Source organism: Trichocoleus sp. AS-A1, from assembly GCF_039962015.1.
Classification (GTDB): domain Bacteria; phylum Cyanobacteriota; class Cyanobacteriia; order Cyanobacteriales; family FACHB-T130; genus FACHB-T130.
The window spans coordinates 1-25397 of the sequence record NZ_JAMPKG010000011.1 but is presented as its reverse complement, the minus strand read 5'-3'; the positions used below and the strand labels follow the sequence as shown (position 1 = coordinate 25397).

The 25397-nt window shown below is 46.1% G+C and carries 24 protein-coding genes; 9 read left to right on the top strand and 15 right to left on the bottom strand.

Going from position 1 to position 25397, the window contains the following annotated elements; all coding sequences use genetic code 11:
• Positions 1 to 128: 128 nt before the first annotated feature.
• From hisS to psaI, 3 genes are all read left to right on the top strand, one after another.
• Positions 129 to 1412 (top strand): histidine--tRNA ligase, encoded by a 1284-nt coding sequence (gene hisS, locus NC994_RS10375; protein ID WP_190435044.1) that lies wholly within the window; start codon positions 129 to 131, stop codon positions 1410 to 1412.
• Positions 1413 to 1534: 122 nt separating this feature from the next.
• Complete coding sequence (locus tag NC994_RS10370) at positions 1535 to 4597, top strand: hypothetical protein (protein ID WP_199299585.1); 3063 nt, start codon at positions 1535 to 1537, stop codon at positions 4595 to 4597.
• Positions 4598 to 4692: 95 nt separating this feature from the next.
• A complete protein-coding gene (psaI, locus tag NC994_RS10365) occupies positions 4693 to 4809 on the top strand; it encodes a photosystem I reaction center subunit VIII (protein WP_190410993.1) in 117 nt (38 codons plus the stop codon).
• Between the two features lie 117 nt (positions 4810 to 4926).
• On the opposite strand, the gene NC994_RS10360 is transcribed toward psaI, so the two are convergent.
• The 6 genes from NC994_RS10360 to NC994_RS10335 all read right to left on the bottom strand — a co-directional run bounded on the left by NC994_RS10360 (position 4927) and on the right by NC994_RS10335 (position 7529).
• Positions 4927 to 5046 carry a photosystem II reaction center protein J gene (locus tag NC994_RS10360; protein WP_190410994.1) on the bottom strand — a complete coding sequence of 40 codons (120 nt, stop codon included), beginning with the start codon at positions 5044 to 5046 and terminating at the stop codon, positions 4927 to 4929.
• Positions 5047 to 5093: 47 nt separating this feature from the next.
• Positions 5094 to 5216, bottom strand: a complete 123-nt coding sequence (locus NC994_RS10355; protein WP_190410995.1) for a photosystem II reaction center protein L — start codon at positions 5214 to 5216, stop codon at positions 5094 to 5096.
• 13 nt (positions 5217 to 5229) lie between these two features.
• Complete coding sequence (psbF, locus tag NC994_RS10350; RefSeq protein ID WP_190410996.1) at positions 5230 to 5364, bottom strand: cytochrome b559 subunit beta; 135 nt, start codon at positions 5362 to 5364, stop codon at positions 5230 to 5232.
• 369 nt (positions 5365 to 5733) lie between these two features.
• Positions 5734 to 5979: a cytochrome b559 subunit alpha gene (gene psbE / locus NC994_RS10345; RefSeq protein ID WP_190410997.1), complete on the bottom strand. Its 246-nt coding sequence runs from the start codon at positions 5977 to 5979 to the stop codon at positions 5734 to 5736.
• Positions 5980 to 6089: 110 nt separating this feature from the next.
• Positions 6090 to 7094: a photosynthesis system II assembly factor Ycf48 gene (locus NC994_RS10340; RefSeq protein WP_190426782.1), complete on the bottom strand. Its 1005-nt coding sequence runs from the start codon at positions 7092 to 7094 to the stop codon at positions 6090 to 6092.
• 99 nt (positions 7095 to 7193) lie between these two features.
• Complete coding sequence (locus tag NC994_RS10335) at positions 7194 to 7529, bottom strand: rubredoxin (protein ID WP_190410999.1); 336 nt, start codon at positions 7527 to 7529, stop codon at positions 7194 to 7196.
• 319 nt (positions 7530 to 7848) lie between these two features.
• On the opposite strand from NC994_RS10335, the gene ndhC reads away from it, so the two are divergent.
• The 4 genes from ndhC (at position 7849) to NC994_RS10315 (ending at position 11412) form a co-directional block, all read left to right on the top strand.
• On the top strand, positions 7849 to 8211 hold the full coding sequence (ndhC, locus tag NC994_RS10330; protein ID WP_190411000.1) for a photosynthetic/respiratory NAD(P)H-quinone oxidoreductase subunit C: 363 nt from the start codon (positions 7849 to 7851) through the stop codon (positions 8209 to 8211).
• Positions 8208 to 8954: an NADH dehydrogenase subunit K gene (locus NC994_RS10325; RefSeq protein WP_206753379.1), complete on the top strand. Its 747-nt coding sequence runs from the start codon at positions 8208 to 8210 to the stop codon at positions 8952 to 8954. The genes ndhC and NC994_RS10325 overlap by 4 nt, the downstream gene beginning before the upstream one ends.
• Positions 8947 to 9486, top strand: a complete 540-nt coding sequence (locus NC994_RS10320; RefSeq protein WP_190435038.1) for an NAD(P)H-quinone oxidoreductase subunit J — start codon at positions 8947 to 8949, stop codon at positions 9484 to 9486. Before NC994_RS10325 ends, NC994_RS10320 begins: the two co-directional genes overlap by 8 nt.
• Before the next feature lie 528 nt (positions 9487 to 10014).
• On the top strand, positions 10015 to 11412 hold the full coding sequence (locus NC994_RS10315) for a DNA phosphorothioation system restriction enzyme (protein ID WP_199299592.1): 1398 nt from the start codon (positions 10015 to 10017) through the stop codon (positions 11410 to 11412).
• A gap of 203 nt (positions 11413 to 11615) precedes the next feature.
• Here the strand turns inward: NC994_RS10315 and dndD are convergent, their stop codons facing one another.
• Positions 11616 to 13601, bottom strand: a complete 1986-nt coding sequence (dndD, locus tag NC994_RS10310) for a DNA sulfur modification protein DndD (RefSeq protein ID WP_190435032.1) — start codon at positions 13599 to 13601, stop codon at positions 11616 to 11618.
• 58 nt (positions 13602 to 13659) lie between these two features.
• On the bottom strand, positions 13660 to 15216 hold the full coding sequence (dndC, locus tag NC994_RS10305) for a DNA phosphorothioation system sulfurtransferase DndC (RefSeq protein ID WP_190435027.1): 1557 nt from the start codon (positions 15214 to 15216) through the stop codon (positions 13660 to 13662).
• 149 nt (positions 15217 to 15365) lie between these two features.
• Between dndC and NC994_RS10300 the strand changes: the two genes are divergently transcribed.
• Positions 15366 to 16541, top strand: a complete 1176-nt coding sequence (locus NC994_RS10300) for a DNA sulfur modification protein DndB (protein ID WP_190435024.1) — start codon at positions 15366 to 15368, stop codon at positions 16539 to 16541.
• 21 nt (positions 16542 to 16562) lie between these two features.
• On the opposite strand, the gene dndB is transcribed toward NC994_RS10300, so the two are convergent.
• Entirely contained in the window at positions 16563 to 17651 is a 1089-nt protein-coding gene (gene dndB, locus NC994_RS10295) for a DNA sulfur modification protein DndB (RefSeq protein WP_190435021.1), read from the bottom strand.
• A 129-nt stretch (positions 17652 to 17780) separates the two neighbouring features.
• Here dndB and NC994_RS10290 point away from each other — a divergent pair, with 129 nt between their 5' ends.
• Positions 17781 to 19382 carry a DGQHR domain-containing protein gene (locus tag NC994_RS10290; RefSeq protein WP_190435016.1) on the top strand — a complete coding sequence of 534 codons (1602 nt, stop codon included), beginning with the start codon at positions 17781 to 17783 and terminating at the stop codon, positions 19380 to 19382.
• 121 nt (positions 19383 to 19503) lie between these two features.
• Here the strand turns inward: NC994_RS10290 and NC994_RS10285 are convergent, their stop codons facing one another.
• The 6 genes from NC994_RS10285 to NC994_RS10260 all read right to left on the bottom strand — a co-directional run bounded on the left by NC994_RS10285 (position 19504) and on the right by NC994_RS10260 (position 25298).
• Complete coding sequence (locus NC994_RS10285) at positions 19504 to 20364, bottom strand: endonuclease/exonuclease/phosphatase family protein (RefSeq protein WP_242032528.1); 861 nt, start codon at positions 20362 to 20364, stop codon at positions 19504 to 19506.
• 385 nt (positions 20365 to 20749) lie between these two features.
• Positions 20750 to 21220 carry a DNA phosphorothioation-associated protein 4 gene (locus NC994_RS10280; RefSeq protein ID WP_190435009.1) on the bottom strand — a complete coding sequence of 157 codons (471 nt, stop codon included), beginning with the start codon at positions 21218 to 21220 and terminating at the stop codon, positions 20750 to 20752.
• A gap of 240 nt (positions 21221 to 21460) precedes the next feature.
• Entirely contained in the window at positions 21461 to 21709 is a 249-nt protein-coding gene (locus tag NC994_RS10275; RefSeq protein ID WP_190435006.1) for a DUF4926 domain-containing protein, read from the bottom strand.
• A 19-nt stretch (positions 21710 to 21728) separates the two neighbouring features.
• The gene (locus tag NC994_RS10270; protein ID WP_190435329.1) at positions 21729 to 22088 is read right to left on the bottom strand and encodes a DUF6883 domain-containing protein; all 360 of its coding nucleotides are present in this window, start codon (positions 22086 to 22088) and stop codon (positions 21729 to 21731) included.
• Positions 22089 to 22522: 434 nt separating this feature from the next.
• Entirely contained in the window at positions 22523 to 24469 is a 1947-nt protein-coding gene (locus tag NC994_RS10265) for a DUF3370 family protein (RefSeq protein ID WP_190435003.1), read from the bottom strand.
• A 247-nt stretch (positions 24470 to 24716) separates the two neighbouring features.
• Positions 24717 to 25298 (bottom strand): SAM-dependent methyltransferase, encoded by a 582-nt coding sequence (locus NC994_RS10260; RefSeq protein ID WP_190434999.1) that lies wholly within the window; start codon positions 25296 to 25298, stop codon positions 24717 to 24719.
• Positions 25299 to 25397 lie beyond the last annotated feature (99 nt).

The following is a 25397-nucleotide window of genomic DNA, read 5'->3' as shown; positions in this document are numbered from 1 at the left end:
TCTAAAATCTTCAGTGTCATGAAGTTTTCGCCATTGCAATGACCTAACCCCCAATCCCCGAAGGGGGTAAAGTGAAAATCCTGGGGGTGAAAAACTCATGACACTCACTAAAATCTAAAATCTAAACAATGGGAAGCATTCAAGCGATACGGGGAACGCGGGATATTCTGCCCGAAGAAGTCGGGTACTGGCAATGGGTAGAATCGGTCGCACGGGATATTCTAAGCAGAGCGGCTTATCAAGAAATTCGCACCCCGATTTTTGAGCTGACGACGCTATTTGAGCGCGGGATTGGCGAAACCACAGACGTGGTAGGGAAGGAAATGTATACCTTCAAGAGTCGGGGGGAAAATCCCTATTCCATGACCCTGAGACCGGAGGGAACGGCTGGGGTTGTGCGCTCTTATATTGAACACGCTCTTGATGTCAAAAGTGGGATTCAGCGCCTCTGGTATTTGGGACCGATGTTTCGTTACGAAGCTCCCCAGAAGGGACGACAGCGCCAATTTCATCAGCTGGGTGTAGAGGTGTTGGGGACTGCCGATTCGAGGGCAGATGCAGAAGTAATTGCGATCGCAACCGATATTCTGCAAACCCTCGGTCTAAAAAATCTCCGCATGGATATTAACTCAGTAGGAAATCCTGAAGATCGACAGCGTTACCGGCAAGCACTGGTAGATTACCTGACTCCTTACAAAGAAGAGTTGGACTCGGATTCGCAGGTACGGCTGAGTCGCAATCCTTTACGGATACTAGATAGCAAGGATCGGCGCACGCAGGAAATTGTTCAAGATGCTCCCAGTATCTTGGATTATCTGAGTGCAGATTCTTGTCGCTACTTTGAGCAAATCCAAGCCCGTCTGGCTGATTTGGGGATTGCCTACCAACTCAATCCACGTCTGGTGCGCGGTCTGGATTACTACACCCACATTGCCTTTGAAATTATCTCCGACGACCTGGGAGCGCAAGCAACTGTCTGTGGTGGTGGACGCTACGATGGGCTGGTGGCAGAACTGGGGGGAGCGAAGACCCCAGCGGTGGGTTGGGCAATGGGCTTAGAACGCTTGATCATCCTGCTGCAACAGCTGCAAGAGCCACCCGCCCCAACGTTGGATTTTTACGTGGTTTCCAGAGGCGAGAAAGCAGAATCCCAAGCTTTACAATTGGCTCAAAAATTACGTCAAGCTGGGTTTAGCGTGGATCTAGACCTGAGTGGAAGTGCTTTTAAAAAGCAGTTCGCTAGGGCTGACCGTAGCGGTGCAGTTGCTTGCTTGGTTTTGGGAGAAGAGGAAGCAGAGAACCAAACTGTCAAGCTGAAGTGGATGGCATCGAAAGAGCAGAGTGCGATCGCTCAAAGTGAATTATTAGGAACGATCGAGGAACTGCGGCAGGAGATTAAAGTAAAAAGGTAACAAGAATATGAAGTATGAAGTGTGAAGTTTGGCGTGTAATAATACGTCACACTGTCTTTCAGCCGCGCCTCTAATAACTTCATCCTTTATACTTCATCCTTTATGCTTGCTGCTTGCCTCCTATGGAATACTGGCAATTTCTAATACAACAAGAGGGTGATTCTTCCTGGCTCTCCCTAGAGACGCCAAGTGTGGAAATCCAAGAAGGTCGGTATCGGGTGGTTGCTCACTCCAGCCGTCCCAACACCGAGGTGGAAATTCGCATCACCTATGACAGCACTGAGGAAGTTCCCCCCAAGCGGCGGTTTCAGAAGCGATCGCGCCGCACCAACGCCGAAGGCTTGATGGTGGTCATTCCCTTCACCTATCTCAAGTCGGGGCGCTGGGAGTTGCGCTGCTCTGGCGATATCATGTCAGATTTCCTCGGCAACACTTGGCAGCAGGCAATTCAATTCCAGGTTTTTCCAACCACCCCGGCAGATGCAGATGTCGATTTAGTTGGACACATGCGACCCGTTTGGAGTGCCCAGGTAGGTGTCGCCACCGAAACCGTCCAAGAATCATCCGCAGGTTCTGCCGCTGACCGCCCCGTTAACCCTGCCCCGACAACCACTGAAACGCTCACCGCCGACGTTGACCTTCCGAATCCAGTGCCTCCTTCCTCAGAGGACGAATCAGTGACAGAGGCGATGACTAATGCTGGCTGGGAAGAAGACGATGATGAGGCAGTCAATGAATTATTCCTCTCTTTCGGGGCATCGGAGGCACAAAGATGGGAGACGGCACTCAACCGCACCCCTCCAAAGGCGGCAGTGCCCGTCAGCCGCCTCGTAGAACACTCGCTACAAATGGTGGACGAAATCTTACAGGAAGTCGTCGATCCCGTCTGGCAAGCGTTTGAGCCGACATCTACGGCTCGTGGAGCTATCCCGCAGAGTGAGTTTTCCCGCGATTCCTTAACGTCTCCCCCTGTCAGTAACTCGTCGGAGCTTTCCTTTGCTGCCGCCGGAAGAAGTTACTCAGCAGAAACTGAGCCACCTGAAATGGATGAAGCACCGATCCGACTGACCCTCGATCGGGAGACGCTGGTCGTGCGTCGAGGAGAGCTGATTGCCTTCAGTGGACAAGTAGAGATCCTAGACAGTTTTAGGGATTTGCATCTTTTGCCGCCAGACGTACTGCGAATTGAAATGCGCGATCCGCAAAACTCACAAATCTTGGTAGATGTCCAGCAGCTGATACCCGAACAGGTGCCGAGTTTTTCTTTTAGCTGTAATTTAGAGCTGCCCGAAAATTGCCAAACCCGTTTGATTTTAGGAGAAGTCACGTTAATCGATGCGGCTGAGACAGTCTTGGTGACTCACGCCTTTACCGTGACAGCCGATTTGGAAGACTTGCTCGATGCGATCGCTCACGATAAACAGCACGCAAATTTATTGAACCCGCCGTTAGATTCCCTTTTAGGAGAGACACCCCCGATCGATTCATCTTTCCTCGATCTGGTGGAAACGGCAAAAGATACTCCGCCGCTGCACTTAGAACCTTTACCTAATAAACCCCTACCGGAGCAGATTGCTAAATCCGATCCTGCCATTGCAGCGCTTAAACCCCCGGAACTTCCAGCAATTGCTTCCGATACTGAGGCAACAGGGAACGGGGAGGCAACCGATAGCGATGAGCCTGAGGACATTCTCGCTTTGAGCGATCGCAATACATCAGTGACTTCTGAACCTCCGCCGGTGGTATCCCTTCCCCCGCAACTTTATCGACCCGATCCTGCCAATCCAGTTAATCGATCGCTTAAACTTCCGGTGATTTCTGATGCGATGCCTGCAACCGAGCGCATCGAGAATGGCGACACATCCGCTGCGAAAGAAGAAGATAAATCTTCTTCCCTAAATCCTCCCCAACCTCTTGATACCGCCCCTCCTGAAGGGGCTGCGCCTGATGTAGAGCAGTTATTTGATAATTTATTGAATCACTTAGCTCAGACTTGGCAGCGTCCGGAGGAACCCGATGGAACAGATGCCAGCGCTGATGCCGATACAGATTTGCATAGTCAGCAGGACGTAGGTGTTGAAGATGCTTCTGATATCGAGGGAGCAGAACACTCCGCCGAACAAAGAGAAGCGCATCCCTCCGTTAACTCTCAAGCATCGCCCTTAGATACGGCTTTTGCGACCCTGAAGCTGCAAGATCGTTTTTTGTCCCGGTTGAACGACCTGGCAACGGATGAGGAATCTTCAGCATGGCTGCAACCGGAAGAGGTATTTGCAACGGAGGAGGAATCTACCGAGGAAGCAGAGCCTTCAGCAGACCTGACCGAGGGCAGCGAAGACACTGACGTTGCGGATGATGACGTTGCGGATGGCACCGAAGCAACTGCCGCCGAGCCGCAGGGGGAAACGGATGACCGTTTGCCACCAATGCCGACAGACTGGGAACTTGTAGCACTATTGCTTGACCAACAACCTCCCCTCCCAGAGTTGGAGGAAGAATTGGGTGAAGATGGCGGTATTGCCAGCGATGCAACGAACAATTCCCAAGAGGTGGGAGCCGCCTCTGGTCAACTGCCAGCAACTCCGCAGAACCCGGTTGAGATGGCTAAGAATGTTTTATCGATGGCAGAGTCTGCGGTTAACTGGACAGAGCGAGAAATTGTGGTAGACGATGATCCTTCTGAACTCCCTCCCAGCACCAGTGGGCGAGGCGGGTATGGCTCGCGAGAAGCTTCCTCAAGGGGGGTACAACCAGGGCGATCGCGTTTTGCCAATGCGGGGCGGGGGGTTCCCCCAGAACCGCAGCCATCGTCGCTGGACGAGGAACCCGTGCCAGAGCCTGAGCTAGTTTTACCCGAAGGCGAACTGATTGCCGGACAACCGTTGGCTGTCCGCCTGACGTTGCGATCTGAGTCCCCCCGGCTCTATGTCAAGCTGTGGGTGCATGACCGCCAAACGCGATCGCTGCTGGATGGCCCGCGGTGGCTAGTCGATTTTATCCCTACTGGTTTAGAATCCCTAGAGGCAACGACTCAACTAACTGTGCCATTTGGGAGCGTAGAAATCCGTTTTGAAGCTGTCACGGTTGATACTTATACCCAACGAGAGAGCCATAAAGTAACCGTTGACCGTATAGTTATTCCCCCAGATTTGCCCAACTGGTCGCTAGATGAGTTTGCGGATTAGGCGCTTGTTAAAAATTTTTATGATTCGGTTTTTGGCTACCAATTCACTGTAAATTCAATTACGAAAGCTGTTTCATTAAAATAGGAAATTTAAAGATGGGAGCTTCATTCTTACCCTCAATCCTAGTGCCTCTAACTGGCTTGATCTTCCCGGCTGTCGCAATGGCCTTCTTGTTTCTTTACATTGAACACGAAGATCCAACGGGAATTTAAATTTAGCTGGGCATTAGTTAGGCAATGGAAAAAACCGCCTGTTCTAGTCAGAGAGGCGGTTTTTTTTGATGATTTGATGAGAGTTCTCTCAAATCTAGTTGATTACCCAGCTTTTCTCTACAAAGAGGAGCCTAGACCAGCGTAGGCACCATAGAAGAAAACACCTAGCACAGCGATCGCGCCCAGACCAGCGACGGTAGCTACAATCCACAACGGGATTCTTCCACTTCCAGACACAGCTTTTCCCTCCTAATTAAACTTAAAAATGATGCAGTCAAGCCCAGTTAGTTAAAGAAATAACTGGAAAACAGGATACCAAGGACAAAAACCAGTAGCAAGCCCAAGTAAAGAGAAGTACGGTTTAACTCAACTGGTTGATTATTGGGATTTGGACTCCGTTCTGGCATAATTAGGTTTCTCCTATCGTTGAATAAATTGCATAGAAGCGATCGCGCCCAAGAAAAAGATTGTTGGGACAGCCAGCGTATGAACCGCTAGCCATCTAACGGTAAAAATGGGATATGAAACTGGCTGATTGGGCGTATTAGTAGTCATGTTCTGCCACCTCTTTTAAACGACTTACTTGTTGAGACTCCCAATTCTTTTGATAGAAATGGGGCTTTTCGTACCGTAACGGGAAGGCTTTTCCTGCAAAAAGGGCTTCGTAAACCTATATTGAGCCTACTGACCCTTTGAAGTCTCCTCCAACCAGCTAGAGGTGATTCTTTTTCCAAACACTTCCGTATACCTACGGTACTTCACTACCGATGTATCAAACTCGATTCCCGTTCGCTCTTTAGAGCCGAATTGATGCGGTACTTTTAATCCCTTTTTTGCATCAAATCCAGCCAAAATTGCCCCGGCAATCCTAACACAAATAGGTGCTTTTATTTTCACACCCAGCGATGTCTAGAGACTGCCCGCTTATTTTATAAAATCCTCGATTTGTTGCTTGGATTCAAAGCGATCTTGAACAATCGGCACTTCCTGCCGAGTTTGGGTGTAATACTCGTTGGGGCGGGGTGTCCCAAAGGCATCGTATGCAAGACCTGTGCTAACAAATAGCCAGCCTGCAATAAATAATGCAGGGATGGTGATGCTGTGAATTACCCAGTAACGAACGCTTGTAATAATGTCCGAAAATGGACGCTCTCCAGTTGTACCAGCCATTCAGATTCCTCCTCTGACAACAATTAAAAGCTAACTTAATTATGATACGAAACTCGGTAGAGAGTCACAAGCAAAGCATTAGTTGTATGACAACAATCTTGCTTTCCTCTTCAAGCCGCTTGCGACGAACCTTCGTATTTCAACAAAACACCTCGCTGACCTATGATAAATCCTTGCTGGGGTGTTAGAAACATAATCCTGTAAAGATTGGAAGGGATATCCTCTATCTCGCGAGCTTTTTCCCAAGTTTTGCCGCCATCCAGACTCCGCAGCAAATTTCCACTGCCTCCTGATACCCAAACTTCCTCAGGTGTCCGGTATGCCAAATCGAGTAAACCCCAACTGGTGGATACCTCTGGATATTGTGCTTCTTCCCACTCGTCTGGCTTTTCAGGACTGCTAAATTGTAGCTGACCGCCCCGCGCCAGCATCCACAGCCGACCATCTTGTGCAAACCCCATATTCTCCACTCTTCGGGAGCTATTTCGATTATGGGGAACCCAGGCATCTAGACCCGGCTCCCAAGTGGAGTAGAAGTTACCTTTGGCAGACACCGCAACATATTTGCCATCGGGAGAGCGAGACATATTGCGGACAACGCCCACCGCTTCTTGCACCATCGCTTTCCAAGTCTGTCCTGCGTCTTGAGTGCGATAAATTGCCCCAACGTTGGTGCTCATCTCAGCGGAGTTCGGACCGAGTGCCACAATTTTATTTGGTGCCCCCGGTAACTTGTTACTCAGCGCGATGCGAGTCCAAGATTTTCCCCCATCTGTGGTGTGGAGCAAGATAGAGGGTTCGCCTGTAATCCAGCCTTCTTGATCGGCAAAACTCACGCCAGTAAAGCGGTATTGCCGATCTCCCAGTTCCAGGTTTCTAGACTCCCAAGTCTTGCCGCCATCCGTTGTCTCCAACAGTGTGGAGTCACTCCCCACAACCCAGCCATGATTGGGGTCGCCCGTAAAAGCGAGATCCTGTAAGTTTGCTTGTGTTGGTAGAGAAATGGCGTGCCAGGGGCTGTTGCTCACGGAAGGAACTTGACTGCAACTGGCGCAAAAGAGGACAACTGCCAACAATATTGCAATTTGTTTCAGCTTTCTCACAAATAAATTCATACTATCCAGAACTGGTGCGTGCAAATCTTCTACTATACGAGTGTTAATCCAGCGAATGCGGCGGGGATTCGCTTCATCTGTTGCAAGCTGAGGTTGGTTTTATTGCAAACCATAGAGACTGATAAAGAACAAGAAGCCCAAGGCTAATGCCCCAAAAATGAGAAGATTCTTCTGTCCTGGGGTTAAACGGTTAACGCCTAGACCATAGCTCAGATTTTCCTTGAATCCAGAGGGTGAGCCTACAACGCCAATGTTTTGAAACTGTGTTTTTCGCACCCCACAAATTGGACAGCGCCAATCTATTGGCAATTCTTCAAAGGATGTCCCTGAGGGAACGTTACTCTTACTATCACCTTTAGTCGGCTCATAAATGTAGCCACAGGCGCGACATTCATAGCGATCTAGTGGTTGGGCATCGACGGCTTGATTGCTCATGGCTCAAGATGAAATTGAGAAGCCAATCTTAAAATGTATGTTAAAAATTATGCCATAAGTAGGGGATTTTCTTAATATTGTTTAGCTTGCCTCTGCCTTGAGGAGAGGACTTCGCTGTCATCCCTCGCTAGCAGTAACGTTGTCCGCTTCAGTAGGAGCCTTGACTAGAAAAGCTGAACGGGTCAATCAGAAAACAGTATCGATGATCGACGTTCGCTGCCCCGCCACTAGCAACTTTGGCAGAGGCAGGCGCTTTATAATGTATAAATGTGAAGAAGTAATAACAGCCGTCCTTTCATCTGAGTGGTAGTACAAGATCGTGTTTGTCCTCAGTGGGTATGAGTATTTTTTAGGCTTCTTGCTAGCTTCCAGTCTGGTGCCGATTTTGGCGCTGACTGCCTCCAAGCTCCTGCGGCCCAGTGGTAGTAGTCCAGAGCGGCGCACCACTTACGAATCTGGCATGGAACCGATTGGGGGAGCCTGGATTCAGTTCAACATCCGCTATTACATGTTTGCGCTGGTTTTCGTCATTTTTGATGTTGAAACTGTTTTCCTGTATCCGTGGGCCGTTGCCTTCAATCGTCTAGGTGTACTGGCGTTTATTGAAGCTTTGGTCTTTATTGCAATTCTTGTAGTTGCTCTTGTTTATGCGTGGCGCAAAGGAGCCTTGGAATGGTCATGAAATCTAACGGTAACAGTGATATTGCTGCCTTTGAGGCGCAGCAGAAAGAGAAGATCCTTAACCCGATTGAGCGACCTTCTGTTACTCAAGAACTTTCTGAAAATGTCATCCTGACAACGGTTGACGACCTCTACAACTGGTCGCGGCTTTCCAGCCTGTGGCCTCTGTTGTTTGGAACCGCCTGCTGCTTCATCGAAGTGGCAGCGATGATTGGTTCCCGGTTTGACTTTGACAGATTTGGTTTAGTCCCCCGTTCCAGCCCTCGGCAAGCAGATTTAATTATTACTGCTGGCACGATTAACATGAAGATGGCACCGGCTCTGGTGCGCCTTTATGAGCAGATGCCAGATCCCAAGTACGTGATTGCAATGGGAGCCTGCACGATTACTGGCGGGATGTTCAGCGCTGATTCCCCGACTGCGGTGCGGGGTGTGGATAAGCTGATTCCTGTCGATGTCTATTTGCCTGGATGTCCCCCACGTCCGGAAGCGATCATGGATGCGATCATTAAACTGCGGAAGAAAATCGGGAACGATTCTATCCAAGAGCGGGATCAGTTTCAGCAAATCCATCGCTATTACAGCACCACTCACAAGATGCAAGCTGTAGAAACCATCCACGATGGCAAGTATTTACAGTTGGCAACTCGCCAAACTCCGCCGCAAGAGCTGGCGGCAGCGACGGGTATGCCTGTAGCACCAGCACTGTTGACGGCAGAAAAACAGGAGGAACGTCGTGGCTGAAGCAGAATCTCCAGCAGAATCTTCAGGGGAACCCCAAGCAAAATCCCAAATTGTGGAAGCGGGTAAGGTTTCCCTTTGGTTGAAGGAAAACGGTTTTGAGCATCAGGAACTAGAACGCGATCGCAGTGATGTTGAGATCATCAAAGTTGACCGGGACTTCTTGATTCCGATTGCTACAGCTCTCTACGCTTACGGATTTAACTACCTCCAGTGTCAAGGTGGATATGATGCGGGGCCGGGAGAGGAATTGGTTAGCTTCTATCATCTAATCCAAGTGAGCGACAATGCTGACAGACCGGAGGAACTGCGGCTGAAGGTGTTTTTGCCGCGAGATGACGCTAGAGTTCCTTCGGTATATTGGATTTGGAAGACGGCAGACTGGCAAGAGCGGGAAGCTTTTGATATGTATGGCATCGTCTATGAAGGACACCCGAACCTGAAGCGGCTTTTGATGCCGGAAGATTGGGTAGGCTATCCGTTGCGGAAGGATTATGTCTCGCCTGATTTTTACGAGTTGCAGGATGCTTATTGATTCAGGCAAAAGGCAATTAGTCAAAGAAAGACTTTTTCCGGGTTGACTTGTGGAAAGCACTCACTTTTTGTTTGAAGTGGGTGCTTATTTTTTTAGCGAAGGAACCGTAGCGATAGAACATGAAAGTGTCTCTACTTGAAATGAGGAACTCAAGCGAGGTTGTATCAAATATTACTGAAATTTAATGCGTATTGACCTATATTTTAAGAATGGGGATCTATGCGTCCAGGTAAATGATTTTTAAGTTAAGTAAGCAACGATTTTGGTGTAGTAATACTTAAGTTCGCTGGGTAGATAAATGCTGGGTAGATAAATAGCGATCGCACCCGATTACTCCCCTAAACCCATAAAATAAATCAACAGCTTGAATGGCAGGGGTACTGGCGCGTGAAGTTGTCGTCAAAGGGTGTTTATCAAGTCGAAAGTCAGGCAAAAAAGCAATCCTATCCCGTCTCTTCGCCAGTAGAGTACGACCTGCAACCGATTAACAGACTTTTAGCGGTTGCTGCTTCTAAGGGAACCTACCATCTGCATCCCTCAGAAGGGCATGAAACACCTCTGGGATGCCCCAGAATACCAGCATCTTTACAACTGCGGCAGTATCAGCAGGAAGCGGTTGCTAGCTGGTTTGCCAATCAAGGCAGAGGAACGCTGAAGATGGCGACGGGGAGTGGGAAGACGATTACGGCGCTAGCGATCGCCACCTCACTCTATCAAAAAATTAACTTGCAAGTTTTGCTGGTAGTGTGTCCCTATCGACATCTGGTGACACAGTGGGCGCGAGAATGCGAGAAATTTGGACTACAGCCAGTTTTAGCTTTTGAGAATGTACGAAACTGGCAGAGTCAACTATCAACGCAACTCTACAATCTGCGTTCTGGCAATCAACGGTTTCTCACACTGATTACAACAAATGCCACCTTGATGAGTGAGGGATTGCAATCTCAACTTAAATATTTTCCAGACAAAACGCTAATTGTAGGAGATGAAGCGCATAATCTCGGTGCAAGGCAGTTGGAGAAGAGTTTGCCTTCTAAGGTGGGGTTAAGACTGGCGCTGTCGGCAACACCGGAACGGTATTTTGATGATGAAGGGACGCAATCTTTATTTGATTATTTTGGCAGAGTTTTAGAGCCGGAATTTACGCTGAAAGATGCAATTCAACAGGGGGCGTTGGTGCATTATTTGTACTACCCTATCCTGGTAGAACTAACAGAGGCAGAAGCCCGTGCTTATGTAAAATTAACCGCTAGGATTGGCAGGGCGCTGTTGTTCCAGGAACGCGAGAACGGTGCTAGCAAAAGCAATTGGGAAGACCGTGAAGAACTCAAGCCATTGTTGATGCAACGGGCGAGATTAATTGGCGCTGCTACCAACAAGTTAACTGCTTTGCGCCAGTTAATGAGTAAACGCTTGGACACGACGCACACTTTATTTTATTGCGGAGATGGTTCTGTAGAAAGCACGCGCCAATTGAAAGCCGTTGCTAAAATTTTGGGAGATGAATTGGGATACCGAATCAATACCTACACCGCCCAAACGCCATTATCAGAAAGAGAAAATTTGCGGTGTCAATTTGAGTCGGGAGATTTACAAGGTTTGGTGGCGATTCGCTGTCTAGATGAGGGTGTAGATATTCCAGCAATTCAGAATGCTGTAATTTTAGCCAGTAGCAGCAATCCGCGCCAATTTATTCAGCGTCGAGGACGAATTTTGCGCCCTCACCCAGGTAAACAACGCGCCACTTTATTTGACATGATTGTACTGCCACCAGAGTTAGATCGGGAAACTTTGGAAGTAGAACGCAATTTATTAAGAAAGGAATTGCGGCGATTTGTAGAGTTTGCTGACTTAGCAGATAATGCGGGCGAAGCTAGAGTGAAGTTACTGGATTTACAGAGAAACTACGATTTAATGGATATGTAATGCTTTGGCCCAACAATATAGCGCTTCTCGTTTAGATGGAATACAGTTTAACCCCACCCCTGCCCCTCCCCGCAAGCGAGGAGGGGAAATAATTCAAAGCCTCTCTCCTAGGAGGAGAGAGGTTTGGAGAGAGGTCAAAATTGTAGTGCTTAAAAGTGAGAACCGCTATAGTATTCCTAAATTTCTATATCACCAGAAATATATCACCAGAAATAACCAGGTACTACGGTTGTCTGGCGATCGCTTGTGTCATACTTCAGCAGATACTCGTGAGCGATCGCATCCAATTCTCGCAACCTTTCGGCTTCAGTTTTGCCAACTTCAGTATCAGTCGATAATAGAATCACCTGATGACTTGCAGAGGGAAAATATCGCTCAACTAAATTCTGTCGGTGCGAAGAATCTAGTCGCCCAAGCGGTGTGTCGATTGCTACAGGTAAGTGGTGTCCAGCGACTCGTGCTAATCCCCATAAGAAAGCGATCGCTAGTAATTGCTTTTCTCCGGCTGAGAGGCGATGCTTTGGTACGGGTTGTCCCTGCGGATCGTAGATAGAAAGGCTGAAGGTTTGAGTGTCAATGGCTACGCGATGCACTAAGTCAGATTTGTGCAGAAGATAACGGAAACACTCGGTTACTTCTATTTCTAATTTATTGAGTTTTTTCAGGGTTAATTTTTCCCGAAATAGCTTTAGAGTCGCTTGAACTTTGGCGACGGAGGCGATAATGTGCTGATTATTTTTTAGCTTGATATTGTCTTCGCTATAGTCTGCTAACTCTTTTTTGGTTTTAGCGATCGCTCTCATTAATTCTTCACAACGGCGGGTAGCCATTTCATGAGCAACTTGAGCTTTTGCGACTGCATTATTCGCTTCTCTAACAGCGTCTTGTAGTTGTTGATACGCTTCTGGAGAAGCAGCAGCGGCTATCTGTCTATCGAGAGCATCTATCTCAATTTCTAGGTTTTCTAGTTCTTCTAGTTTTTCTTTGGCTCTAAACTTAACGGTATTGATGCCAAAACTTAATAAATTATCCAGTTCCTTGATTTCTTCTATTTCTGCTAATAACCAGGGACTTTCATTGGCGGTAATTTCTTGCTCAAGTTGTTGATTTTCTTGGTCTAGGAAAAATTTGATTTTGTCAAGTTCCTCGGAAACTAATGACAATTCGGAAATATAATTTAAGAGGCGATAGTCTCGTTCTATCAAAATATCCCGTGCGATTTTTTTCTGTTGTTGACGGCTTTCCTTTTCGGCTTGGGATTTAGCTTGTTCAAGCAGGGGAGAAATTAAAGTGAGAGGAAAGCTACCAGCAGCTAATTCTCGCAGCGCTTCCCGCGTTTTTTCTGCCTGGGTTGTGAAATGGTCTTTTTGTTTTTCTAGACGGTTGCGATCGCTTGCAAGTTTTCCACCTTCGTACAGGAATTTTTCAGAGGCTTCACGCTGCTTTTCTTCAGCCCTATCTAAGTTATTTCGCAGAGAACCTACTTCTTGGGTTGCAGTATCTAATTCATCTTTTTGTAAATTAAGTCTTTGTTCAATTTCTTCTAACGTAGCGAGTTCTTTAGCGCTAGCAATTTCTTTGCGCTTACGGCTAACGAGGATATCTAAATCGGCGGATAGACGTTCTGAGAGTTCTAAGCCTAATAGCGATTGAATTGCCCCTACAACTAAAGGGGGTGGAGTATCTAATTCGGCAAGTTCTTTTACCTGTTCGCCGTCAAACAAAAATAGATTAGAAATTCCCAGCGGTAGCAGGTTCTCGATGTATTCGTCCCAGGTGCTGGCAAGGGCTTTATCGGGCCATTCTTCATCTACTAGAATACCAAGGGTATCTTTTCCTTCTTTGGGTTCCTTTTCCCAATATCGGACAACTCTTAAAATAGTGGGTTTGTCGTCTTGAATGACTTCAAAAGCTAATTCAATTCGGGCTTTTTCTGTGGGTGGGGTGCTGCGGTTGACTGACTGGGTAAGAAAGTCGTTATAGCTTAAGTTGCCGCGTGTAGAACATTGGGCGCGAGAACCGTATAGGGCAAGGCGAATGGCGTCCATGAGTGTCGTTTTACCGCCGCCATTCATGCCGCCAATTAAGATAATCGGGCAAGTATTTTCATCTGTTTCGGGGCGGAGGTTGATGACTTGTCGCCCAAGGTAAGGGCCAAAATTTTGCAGGACGAGTTCGAGAAATATCACAGCTTATTGAGAATAGGTAATCGGTAACAGCTAATGGGTAATCGGGAATAAACAGCACTTAGTCATTAGCGTCATCTGCTTTTGGAGATGAAAATTTCATGCTTGCCCAAGTTAGCTGTTTCACTTTGTCAATATCTTCTTCGACAACAGCATTTTTCAAGTCGCGCTTATCATGGGCATTTTGAATTGCATCCTCTTTCGAGCGAGAACTGCTTTCAAAGCATTTATCCAATTTTTCGTAAACGCCACGCCGAGATTTTGTGTGATGCTGGCGTTCTGTATCTAGCAGTTTCGCCATCAGTTCTAGGTGCATTTCATCATTGCAGATTTCTTGTAGCACTTCCCACTCGTCAGTACCTAGGAGTTTCCTCTCAGCACCAGGACGAATGTCTTGGAACGATTCGCCTGTGACTTCTTCGTAAATACGCGGCAAGCTGTCATCAAATTCGTGCTTTTCTTCTAACCAAATGCGGCGAATTTCGCTTAATTCATCCTGGGTAATTAAGGTGATGTCGCGCATTTCTAGAGGTGCAGTGCGGCGAGTTTGGGTTTGTGCTTCTAAGACTCGTCTCAACCAATGTTCTCGCCAGTATTTTGTATAGGGGCCAGGAATTGGTTCAACTGAGGTTTCACCGTCTACATTGCGTTCAAAAAGTTCGACCTTACCATAGATTCGGCGAAAGTCTCTTTTGGGGCGATCATTCTCAATATCTAATTCATTACGGATACTTAGTAAAGGCTGCATCCATTCTTTCTCTTCATCATTCTGGATCATCGCCTCCATTGATTTATCTTTACTTACCATTGTGCAAACCCAACACCCAAAGCGAGAATCGCCACAACTAGGGGTGGAGGTGTCAACAACTAATGGACATTCATTATCTGCTGTTGCACCCCGGTACATTGTAAATAGATCCTTATTACTATTTCCCCAAGGATTTTCCCACTGATTGAGGTAAATCCATACCTCATCATTACGCCAGTCTTCAATAGGGCTATAAATCAAGGAATTAGGTAAGCGTGCATTAGGGCTAAGGCGATCGCGTACTCTACCTGCTTCATGCTTAGTCATTGTTGCTGCACGTTTGAGGCTTTCAGCCTTTCGAGTACCTAGAATAACAATAGTTTCACCGCTGACTCTAACCATATCGCGAATAAATTGGTTAACAGGCTGAATTTTCATGCGATCAGTACACCAACGAAATCCATTTCGAGGTGCTGGATAACCTTTACCTATTAAGTTCACCCAAAATGTGTCTTTTACTGCGGGATTAAGCAAATGAGGTTCTATTGGCATTTTTTGTTCTTTTGCAGCCACCTTCATCCGCTCTACAGATTGACGAACCCAAGCAGAAACTATCGGATTTTCTACCAGTGTGTCCGTTGTAATTGCATGAATTTCTTTAGTTCTTTTTTCTAATGGAAGTGCTGCGATCGCATTCCAGATTAGCTGCAATACGGTGGTAGAATCCTTTCCTCCACTATATCCAATTACCCAAGGTATTTCATCTAGACAATATAATTCTTGAATTTCTTTAGTTAACTTTTCTATATCCTCTATTAATTCAGCAATATTGCGAGGTGGGAAGAGGGGAATTTGTTGTGTATCTGTCATTAGTTAAACCTCATATTTTACTTTTTTGAAATTATTTGTATTTACGTGAATTTTAATTTCAATATTAAATCGTGTTCTGACTCGATTGCTTACCTTGTATAATCAGTAAATAGAAGATTGACCTGACAGAATTAATTGTATTGATTAATATGCCTGAAAACAACCCTCTTCAGCCTGAAGTAAACCAGCCTTTAATGGGTTTACTTGCGCCATACTTTGAGAAATATTATCGAGAGAAGTGCTATTTAGGACTGAGCTTTCAGCAAGGAAAGCGAACAATGATACAAATTAATGTCCCTGCTGACGACTTGCCAACTCTTCTCCAAACAAAACCATCTATTGGTAATGATCCTGATTCTGGAAAAAATCGTCCGGAGGTGAAGGGTCATGCTGAGGAAATAAAAGAATATATTCTAAAACGTGTTGAAAAGGGGAAACCTTGGGTTTTAGGTACACTGACGGCAAATGTAACTCCGGGCAAGATTAATATTATCGAATTAGGGAGGGGAATTTGTCTAGTAGTCATTCCTCGTGGCGTTAAGTTAGATATTACTGATGGGCAGCATCGTAAGCGGGCTATTCATGAATTAATTGAAAGTACACAAGGAGAGCTGATTGGTGATAATAACTTCCCTATTACTCTGGTTTTAGAAGAAAATTTTAACCAGTGCCAGATAGATTTCAAAGATATGGCGCAAACAAGGCAATTGGACAAATCTTTACTTTTATCATTTGGTGAATTTGAAGGTAGAGTTGGTATTACTAAAACTGTACTTGAAAGAGTGCCAATGTTTGAGGGGAAAACCGAGAAAATTAAAGGCAGTCCCGAAACTAAAAAGAGATTGATTTACACAACTAATTACATAGCCAAGCTAGTAAGCTGCGCTTTTGCTGACGATCCCAATAACGAGCTGAAAGATTATGATGTTGAGTCATCATCTGAGGCTCTGATCAGTTGCCTAAATCAGCTTTTTTCAGAATGCAGTCAGACAAAGCATATATTTGAGACAACTGCCGGAGAATTAACGATTGAGGAAGTTGGTGCATTTAAGGAAGAATGTATTTTAGGCAGAAGTGTTGGTCTAGAAATTTTAGGACACTTGCTATACTGCACCTATGATAAAAACAGGGATTATTTTGAAGCTGAGAAGATTTCAAAAATTGCTCAGCTTAATTGGTCAAAAGACAGCCATATTTGGGAAGGGAATATTGTTTTATCTAGCCCAGACCCCAAAAATCCAGGTAAATCCTACAGAATAACAGCCAGTGCCAGCGCTGTAAGAATGGCAATTAGTATGGCAAAAGCTAATCTGGGATGGATGTAAGCGCTCGCTCTTATCGTCTTTTCATTTCTCCCTCCTTATAAGACGGGCATTCTCTAACCGTTCCTCTTCCGGTGTCAGCGGCAAATTCAGGTGCTTTTTAATATAAGCACTCATCTGAGTGACACTGGTGCGGGATTTAGAAATCCCACCGCTAGACATAATTATCCCTTTCCAATCAGGATTAGAGCGCGACCAGTCGATTTGTTGCAAACCTTCTAGATGTGAGTCCCAGTTTTCCGGGTAAAGCGACAGCAAACTTGCTCCAACAGCGCCTAAACTAGCGATCGCGATCGCGTGACTATGCACGTAATCCCGCCGGATTTCGCCTGCACTGACCTTCCCGTGTAGAACTTGCTCCCAAGCTGGGATATAGCGACTAACTGCATTCCAGTAACGGACTGCTCGTTCAATCTGCTGTTCAGTCTCCTGGCGATCCGTTAGCAGGGCAAGAGTAGCATTATAGATGCTGTTGAGAGTAAATAGCTTGCCAGAGCGAGTAGGCAGCGTACTGCGTTCCGTATCCGTCAGGTTTCTAAAAACCTGGACTTGGTTGACAACTGACCGCACCCAGTTTGTTTTCTCGTCCCGATGATCGTAAAGAATATTTAGCGATGGATCGGCATCGACTGCATAGCGGTTTAAATCAATAAACATCTGCTGCGATCGCTTTAGACCAATATCTAAAAAGAAGATAACCGCGATCGTTTCATACCCCAGTTCGGGATTTTCCTTCAGTGCCATTTCCAACGCCGCCCGTCGATGTTGCCCGTCATGGATGGCAAACCGCGCATCCATCGGCACTTTCAAGCGTCCAATCTTCCGCGCTTCTGCCTCTGTACCTATCGGTTCAAACGTGATATCCGCGTCAATCGATGCCGTAATTGCCGAGAAAATGTAGTTAGTCGGATTGTTCAAAATATATCGGGCAATTTCTGGCACGCGGGTGCGGTTGAGCGATCGCGTTGTCCTCATTTCCGGCGGCATTTCCCCATCCTCCAACGGGAACAGCTTCGGGATAAATCGCACCGGACACATCGAAACGTAGTATTCTCGCCCTGCCTGAATTCCCCGAATCACAGGCAAAACGTACTCAAAGGAGGGGGTAAGCATAAATACCCAGCCTTATTTAGTTTTGGACACAATCTCAGTATACATAAAGTTTTTAAAAACTTAGTTTGACATAACAACTTTTGACTGATAGTTTTTAAAAATTAATTAAATTCCCCACTAAATCTGCCTATGAACAGCCCCACCAACCCTACAACTGACCTTGCTACCCAGATTTTGGAACGGGAAAACCAAGAAAAACAAGCGATCGCACTCCTTTTAGATAGATATCTGGCACGGAACGACCAATTCCTGGTTCAGAAGATAGAAATGGGCGGCACGGAGGCGTATATCGGTTCGGCAACTCTGGAATGGTTCGCCAGTCGCGTTCGATTCGCGTCTCGCCTACCGCTTTTCCGGCAAAAATTCGACCCAGAGAAAGACAATGTGGAAATCGACGCCGAGAGTATTGAAGAAATTCAGCAACGACCCCTAGATTGGTCGCGTCAAGCGCCCTTGACGCAGTATTTAGCAGCTCGAAAAACTCACAAATTCCCGCCAGTTCTAGTAGTTGTCAATCAACCTTGGGTAGACAATCCTAATGCTGCCGAGTGGGATGCAAGCGGACGGGCGATTAAATCTGCTGCTGATTTTATGGCACTAGATAAAGACGGCAAAGTAGGGTTGTTAAACGTTTCCCCAGATGTCACGATTTTTGCCTTGGATGGTCAACATCGACTGATGGGAGTACAAGGTTTAATGGAGTTACTTCAAACAGGTAAACTCCCACGATATAAAAAAGATAAAAAGCCTTCAGGAGCTGTTATTACAATTGACGATCTTAGGCAGAGCTATGAGATAGACCCGGCTTATTTGCAAAACTTAGCTAAAGAAAAGATAGGCATTGAATTTATTTCAGCCGTCGTTACTGGGGAGACGCGGGAAGAAGCACGACGACGAGTAAGATCCATCTTTGTCCATGTCAATCTCATGGCAGTACCTTTAAGTAAAGGTCAGATGGCACAGCTAGATGAAGATGATGCATTTTCAATTGTTGCCCGAAAAGTTGCTGTCACCCATCCTCTACTAAAAGATATTGACGGGCGCAATCCCCGCGTCAATTGGGATAGTGCAACAGTTGCCGCTAAGTCAACTGTTTTAACCACCCTGCAAGCGCTTAAAGAAATGTCTGAACGGTACTTAGAGTACAAGTTCCCCAAATGGAAACCCGTGGGGAAAAAAGGTTTAATTCCCATGCGTCCTGATGATGGAGAGCTGGAGGAGGGAATTGAGGAATTTAAGCAACTTTTCGATTATTTAACAACTCTGCTCAGCTTTCAAAGGTTAGAGAATGGCGCAGAAACCCCGGAAATGCGCCGCTTCAATTTTGAGAAAGGTGGAGGGGAAGGAAATATACTTTTCCGCCCGGTTGGGCAAGTTGCCTTAGCTCAAGCTTTAGGAATTTTGGTTTTTAAAAAGGGATTTTCGCTAAAAACTATTTTTGAAAAGCTTCAGAAATACGATGCGGATGATGGCTTCAGCGGCATGGAGTCTCCTAATTCTCTTTGGTATGGCGTTTTGTACGATCCGAATAAAAAGCGCGTTTCAGTTGCCGGAAAAGACTTAGCTGCAAGATTAATTGTTTACTTGCTGGGTGGTGTTGATGATGACATGGAACGTGCAGAAATTCGCCGCGCGGTAGCTGAAGGAAGAACAATCGAAGATAAAGCAATGGGATTTAATGGCAAGTTTGTAGAGCCAAGGCAGGTAGGATTACCGCCAATCTTATCTTGAGCTTTGCCGTCTAGATACGGCTTTCGTGTAACTGAATGAGTTCCTAAGTTCCAGACGCGATTAATTGCGCCTGGAACAAACTATCAAAATTGTCTTGACAGACTAATAGTGATTTTATGACTCAACCAGATTTGAGATAAATGAGTTCTGCTTCTACGGGTAAGTGATCTGAACCTGTTGTCGGTAAAACTTTGCTAGAGTGAGAACCCCAATGTTTTGAATACCCAATATAGTCAATTCTGAAGAGGGGATAATTTAATTTTGAAGTTGAGTTTTTAATCAGGAAGCTTAGTTCCCAGCCATGAGGCCAAGTCAAGCCAAAACCTAACCCTGATGTTTGGAAGGAATCTTGCATAACTGTTCTTAAATAATGATAGTCTTGCGACTGGTCTGTCATATTAAAATCACCAGCCACAATAAATGGCTTGGTTTCTTTCTGGAGCCGCTGCACTAAATCCTGAATTTCTGCCGAGCGTTTTGTGTAATCATAAATCGGGATAGTGAGGAAAGGCAAAATTTTCTGAGGACGAATCCAGGGAGAGATAACTTGAATGTTATAAACAACTACGTCTTGCTGATTAATTTGGGTAATCGCTCGTTGCTGAATTTCTTGATGACCCGCTAGGTGTAAATTTTCGGAGAAGAAAATTGGATATTTGCTGAGGATTGCCACGCTTTGGGCATAAACTTGGTAGGGGTAGGATGTCTGTAAGCGGGGAAAGGCTTTTTCAGTATGTCTGCGAACAATTTCTTGTAAACAAATGATATCGGGTTGTTGTTGTTGAATTAATTTAACTAAATTTTGGGAACTGGTTTTATGCCAACTACTGTTTAAGGATAAAATTCTGATATTAGGCTGGGAACCATTTGCTCGTAAAGCGTGAGGAGAAAAGTATTTCAGATGCAACCAACTGACCAGCAAGATGCAAGCAATCGATGAAATAATCGAGAACCATCGTTTTTTTATAATTGAAAATGCCAATAGTGGTAAAATTAATATCGGTGAAAAAATAAAAGGGATAAAGGTGCTAACAAAGCCAACAAGCCAGAAACTATCCCAAAATATTAGTCTCAGCAGGAAATACAAGACAATGAATCCTGAGTAGGCGTAAGCCAAAATTTGAGTGACTAACCTCAAAATTCGGCAAAATTTAATCGCAATCATTTCCTGGCTTGATTAAATTATTTTGTGTATCGTTGGATGTGTAAAAGATTTTCCCGACGAACCACGTTAGCGTTTGCGTAGCGGCGCGGATGCGCTTAGCTATGCGCGTTAATGCTCGCTAAGTACACGAGGGAGAGAAAAAATTTAATGATTCATGTAAATTAGCTAGATAAACTTGTCGGACGTAATAATAAAAGCTAACTTAAGTGAGAAACCTGCTGAGATCGAATTCCCCTTCTACTGGTTCTTCCTTATTCCGTTCAGAACTAAGTAGTAATAAAAGGGTGGCTGTATAGTCTACTGTTCCCCGCAACTCATCTTGTATAATCTCTAACCCTCCGTTGGCATATTCTTCAAAAATCCGGATGCGTTGTTCTTCGGAATTTTCATCAGTCGGGGAGAGAATTTTTATGTCTTTAGTTTCAGCGATCGCTAATAACTGGATTACCCGGTCGGTTCCTCTAGATACAAAAACCTCTAGCGCGATCGCACCCGGTTCCCTTTTGGAGATTTCCCCTAAAGGCGATCGCTTTTTCCGCTTCGCCCCCAAGGCTGCTGCAAACGCGATCGCATCAGCGTAGGTTTGGAAAGGGCCAGTTGTGCTATCAGATGCGACTAAGGCTTGCACCAAATCAGCTTTATCTTTCGCAATTCTGATTCTATTTGCACCCATTCTGTTAATGTTTTTTGCTTAAATACTGATAACGAATTGAAATAGCGATCGCTATTTGCAATCCTCTGCCTAAACAGATAGATCGTCTACTGCTATTAACCATCCTGGCACAGCGGGTTCAGCTTCAGCCACCTCACCATGACGGTAAACTTGCGGTTGTTCGGGATTGCTGGCACGATAAACCCGCACGATTTCCTCTTTAAGTACGTCTACATCCCATTCAGCAATTTGTTGTACCGCTTACGCTGAAATAATTTCAGGCTTTGAATTGGGAGATTCTGGTTCAAAACGCAAAATCATAATCTGCTCTGGACGTAGACCAATAGATTCATATGTACGTCCGCTACGATCGCTGAACTCTACTTCAAATGCCTTCCCACCAGCCAAGATTTCAACGACTGTGCCAACTTGACCACGCCACAGGTTGTACTGGGGAAGATCCACTGTAAGTGCTACTACGTCCAGCAACTTGATTGTAGTGGTTATCATCTCGTATCACCTCCAAATGCTATAAGGGATAGCAGGTCGTTAATCTTGGAACATCAGAATCATGTTCGACCATCCAGCCACTCCGAACAGTTGCACTTCTATCTTGCCATTCGAGCGTGAAATCTATAGTGTAACGTTGTCCAAAATCATCGCGCCGTCCTAGTCTAGCCTCCTGAGTTTTGACAACTTCAAGAAGGATCTGGCGCAAGTCCTCAGCATCAGCAGCAGTCATACCCAAAATTGATAGAAATAGCCGAGCTTTATGCTTGCCTTCATCATGATCTGGATTGAGGCAGTAGTCACGGATTTTCCGAATATCGACCACCGCATTCTCGGCATATGGAAGTAGATTGGCGACGCTAGCTTTCCTTTCTTCGATTCCTTCTTGAACCTTCAATAACGCAGCTAGAACATCGATACCGGAATTACGTACAACCTCTTCCTCACCTTCTGGGCAGTCATATACTACATAAGTCCATACGCCTGGATTACCTGCCTCTGCACTCGCACCTTCGTAAAAAGTAATTGTACCGTCCTCTTCACATTCATAATTAGCAGAATAGATATCTTCCCAGTCTAAAGCCGAACTTTTTCGTACACCCTGAATTTCGTCTAGTACGCCATCAATATGATTGGACTGAGTTTCAATCTGTACCAGACGTACTCCACTCCAAATATAGTTGTGTATCTCAAGAGGCATTAGCAGTTTTATCCTTGCGCTTGGTTGGGGTTTACAAGCTGAAATCTACATTGTTTTAATTCTCAACGCTATACGATAACCCTAAAGCACCATTAGTTAATAGTCATTGCGAGTTACCCAACTGTTCTCACCGTCAGTACCTGCGGGGGAGTCGAATCTGGAGGATAGAGAAAATCTACCTGTACAACTCTCTTTTCACCTGGCGGCATCTTTAGCGTTACCAATGGTTCTCCCGCTTGTCCGCGTCGCTGTACCAGATGCACGTAGCGCGTCTTTTCCACTCCATTATTATCGTTGTAACGCAACCTGACTGTGCCTCGAAAAAACACTTGCTTAGTGAGGGGATTTAAGAACAAAAGTCTATCGGTTCCTCCCTCATCTTTCAGGGGTGTTTGCACGGATACAGTAACAGTTTGGGTTTGATTAGTAGAGTTTTTTAGCGGCAAAGTGAGATTGTATTCCACCCCATAGTTGCTGTGGGCAAAATACGCCGTATCGGGATAGCGAACCAGCATCGGCGCACTTTGAATTTGCTTTGTGCCGAGGGTAATGAGATGCAGAGTGCCTAATACATAAGAAAACCCCTTCCCTGGCTGAGGAATCGTTAAATCTGAGGAATTAGACCCATCGGTCATTTGTGCTTGCCATTGTGCCCCTTGGGACACACCCGCTACGCGGCTAAAAACCGTAGGTTCTCTGGGAGGATCTAACGGTGTAGGAATTGGATCGCGTTTCCCTGCCAAACCGCCTGTATTCAGCAGCTTTTGCCATTCAGCCAAAGTAGGTGTCCTCTCGCTGCCATTGCCATTGCGGGGGGCATTCATGGCTAAATTGGCAACATAAATTGGGCGATCGCTCGACAACCGCATCATCGTGGTGCGACCATTCGATGAGGGAGCCTTCACCGGAATGGGCTGATTCATCAGCATTTGGCTTTGCCCCGGTGGAATTGTCACCTTTTGAGAGAATTTTTCCTGCCTAATTCCTCGCAGCACATCATTCATTGTCCGACTGCCAGGGCCAGCGTAGACGGTGCCGTTAGGATTATCCTGAATGTCTGGCAAGGAAATAAACGGCGCATCGGGAGTGGAAAGGTAACTGGCTGCTTGCAGCACTTCGACAGTGGCAGGTTGATCGCCAGGATTGTGCAAAATCACCCCTTGGTACAGGGTGCGCGTTTGCGAGGAATTTTCTGCCCTGGCGATGTGGTGAGAAAATAAATCAAATCGTCCCTGGAAAGGGAAATTTAAATGCGCTTCCGGCACCTGTTTGCCTGCTGGGGGGAAAGTAGACAGCAGAATGCCTTCAGTGGTCACGAGTTCGGGACTGTTGCTGTTAAAGGTGGGAACGGCATCCAGTTTTCCCGGTAAAGCCCGCACCTCCATCGGTTGGACTTCCACCCCGGCAATATACTGAGGCGGAATCGTATAAATGTTTAACGCCCGACACATCGACGCTGCCACTTCCCCTCGGGTGGCGCTGCGATTGGGATTGAACTGTTTGACATTCGGATAATTGACGACAAGGGTGCCCACGGCTGCGGAAGCGATCGCATTCTGGCCATAACTGGGAATCTGCGCCGCATCGTTAAAATACTGCCCTAGCGTCTGACTGACATTTTCCGGGATGGGATAATTCGCCGCACCTGCTATAACGCCGATTGCTTGCACTCTGGGAATGGCTTGACTCGGTTGAAAAATCCCGCCTGGATAACCCGAAAAAAAGCCTTTTTGATAAGCGGTTGCGATCGCTTTATTCGCCCAGTGACTAACAGGCACATCCTTAAAAGCTGTGCTGCTGCGCTTTACAGGCGCGTCCGGGAATGCATTCAACATCAGCACCGCCGCCTCAGCGCGTGTCACCGTTGCTTCTGGGCGAAAGCTGCCATCCGGGTAGCCCGTCACTAACTTTCTTTGGGCTAACTGAGTAATGCAATCTTTCGCCCAATGGCTTTGAATGTCAGAAAAAGCGGCAGTACTGGGCGTTGATAAACCCAACAGGGACACAAAAAGAACGGAAGTAACGGCAGGATTTGTCAAAAATTTGAGAGTTTTAACCATTAAAAGGCTTGAATATCAACGAAAGTCTTTGAAGCATTTTTAGACAAATTTGTTGCCAGCGGATAGCGATGCGCGATCGCCCTGTATCTAAAACGCTGATTCAGTAATCCTAGGGAGAATCTCTTTCCTGCTATAGGAAGGCAGTAATTTTCCCCTTTTCCTTGCAGGGAAGAGGACTGGGGGGTTAGGTTTTTGATTGCTAAATCAATGTTGTAGTAACATTGCAGGAGTGCTCCACCGACCAATTTTATTTATAAACTACGCAGCCATACATAAAAACTGGCTCGCTAGCCTCAATTGGTTTTGCCGATAAGTCAGCCTGCCACGCCTCAACTGGCAGGATACCATGCTCAGTTAATTGCCAGCGTCCCAGCAGCGCTCGGATCGTTTCGGGATTACGCATATAAACATGCGCCCCCATCGAGTCCAATAGTTCTAGCATTTCCGGATACACGATCCCCGCTTCACCATCAAAATCCAGCGCCAAAAAACTACCCGCCGGTGCCCAATCATAGAGTTGATCGAGCATCTGGGTCATAATTTCATCAGGGATAAAGGCTGCAACACCGACAAAAACCATACCTAAACGCCGAATTGACCCTAGCACTTGTGCAACAACCGATTGCTCCAGGGTATCCAGGTTTGTCGCATCGCAGAAGGTGTAGCCAGCGTTCGAGTTCTCGGCTAAAATCTCTTGACCCAGTTTGATATTTGCTCGATCGATATCGGTATAAAGAACCTTTGCTTGCGCTACAACTTCATGCACATTGCCGCAAGTTGGTAATCCGGAACCAAAAACAATAAATTGGTCAATGCAGGGCAAGCGCATCTCAAATGCTATTGACAAGCGGGTTGAGAGTTCTGATCAATTTGGGTTAAACAAGCAGCCAAAATCTTGAGCATGTAATTATTATCCATAGCAGCTCGG

What these genes read in the sequence shown, in the direction of transcription:
- hisS (WP_190435044.1), top strand. Translation starts at nt 129, where the DNA reads ATGGGAAGCATTCAAGCGATACGGGGAACGCGGGATATTCTGCCCGAA.
- NC994_RS10370 (WP_199299585.1), top strand. Translation starts at nt 1,535, where the DNA reads ATGGAATACTGGCAATTTCTAATACAACAAGAGGGTGATTCTTCCTGG.
- psaI (WP_190410993.1), top strand. Translation starts at nt 4,693, where the DNA reads ATGGGAGCTTCATTCTTACCCTCAATCCTAGTGCCTCTAACTGGCTTG.
- NC994_RS10355 (WP_190410995.1), bottom strand. Translation starts at nt 5,216, where the DNA reads ATGCCAGAACGGAGTCCAAATCCCAATAATCAACCAGTTGAGTTAAAC.
- psbF (WP_190410996.1), bottom strand. Translation starts at nt 5,364, where the DNA reads ATGACTACTAATACGCCCAATCAGCCAGTTTCATATCCCATTTTTACC.
- psbE (WP_190410997.1), bottom strand. Translation starts at nt 5,979, where the DNA reads ATGGCTGGTACAACTGGAGAGCGTCCATTTTCGGACATTATTACAAGC.
- NC994_RS10340 (WP_190426782.1), bottom strand. Translation starts at nt 7,094, where the DNA reads ATGAATTTATTTGTGAGAAAGCTGAAACAAATTGCAATATTGTTGGCA.
- NC994_RS10335 (WP_190410999.1), bottom strand. Translation starts at nt 7,529, where the DNA reads ATGAGCAATCAAGCCGTCGATGCCCAACCACTAGATCGCTATGAATGT.
- NC994_RS10325 (WP_206753379.1), top strand. Translation starts at nt 8,208, where the DNA reads ATGAAATCTAACGGTAACAGTGATATTGCTGCCTTTGAGGCGCAGCAG.
- dndC (WP_190435027.1), bottom strand. Translation starts at nt 15,216, where the DNA reads ATGACAGATACACAACAAATTCCCCTCTTCCCACCTCGCAATATTGCT.
- NC994_RS10300 (WP_190435024.1), top strand. Translation starts at nt 15,366, where the DNA reads ATGCCTGAAAACAACCCTCTTCAGCCTGAAGTAAACCAGCCTTTAATG.
- dndB (WP_190435021.1), bottom strand. Translation starts at nt 17,651, where the DNA reads ATGCTTACCCCCTCCTTTGAGTACGTTTTGCCTGTGATTCGGGGAATT.
- NC994_RS10290 (WP_190435016.1), top strand. Translation starts at nt 17,781, where the DNA reads ATGAACAGCCCCACCAACCCTACAACTGACCTTGCTACCCAGATTTTG.
- NC994_RS10280 (WP_190435009.1), bottom strand. Translation starts at nt 21,220, where the DNA reads ATGGGTGCAAATAGAATCAGAATTGCGAAAGATAAAGCTGATTTGGTG.
- NC994_RS10275 (WP_190435006.1), bottom strand. Translation starts at nt 21,709, where the DNA reads ATGATAACCACTACAATCAAGTTGCTGGACGTAGTAGCACTTACAGTG.
- NC994_RS10265 (WP_190435003.1), bottom strand. Translation starts at nt 24,469, where the DNA reads ATGGTTAAAACTCTCAAATTTTTGACAAATCCTGCCGTTACTTCCGTT.
- NC994_RS10260 (WP_190434999.1), bottom strand. Translation starts at nt 25,298, where the DNA reads ATGCGCTTGCCCTGCATTGACCAATTTATTGTTTTTGGTTCCGGATTA.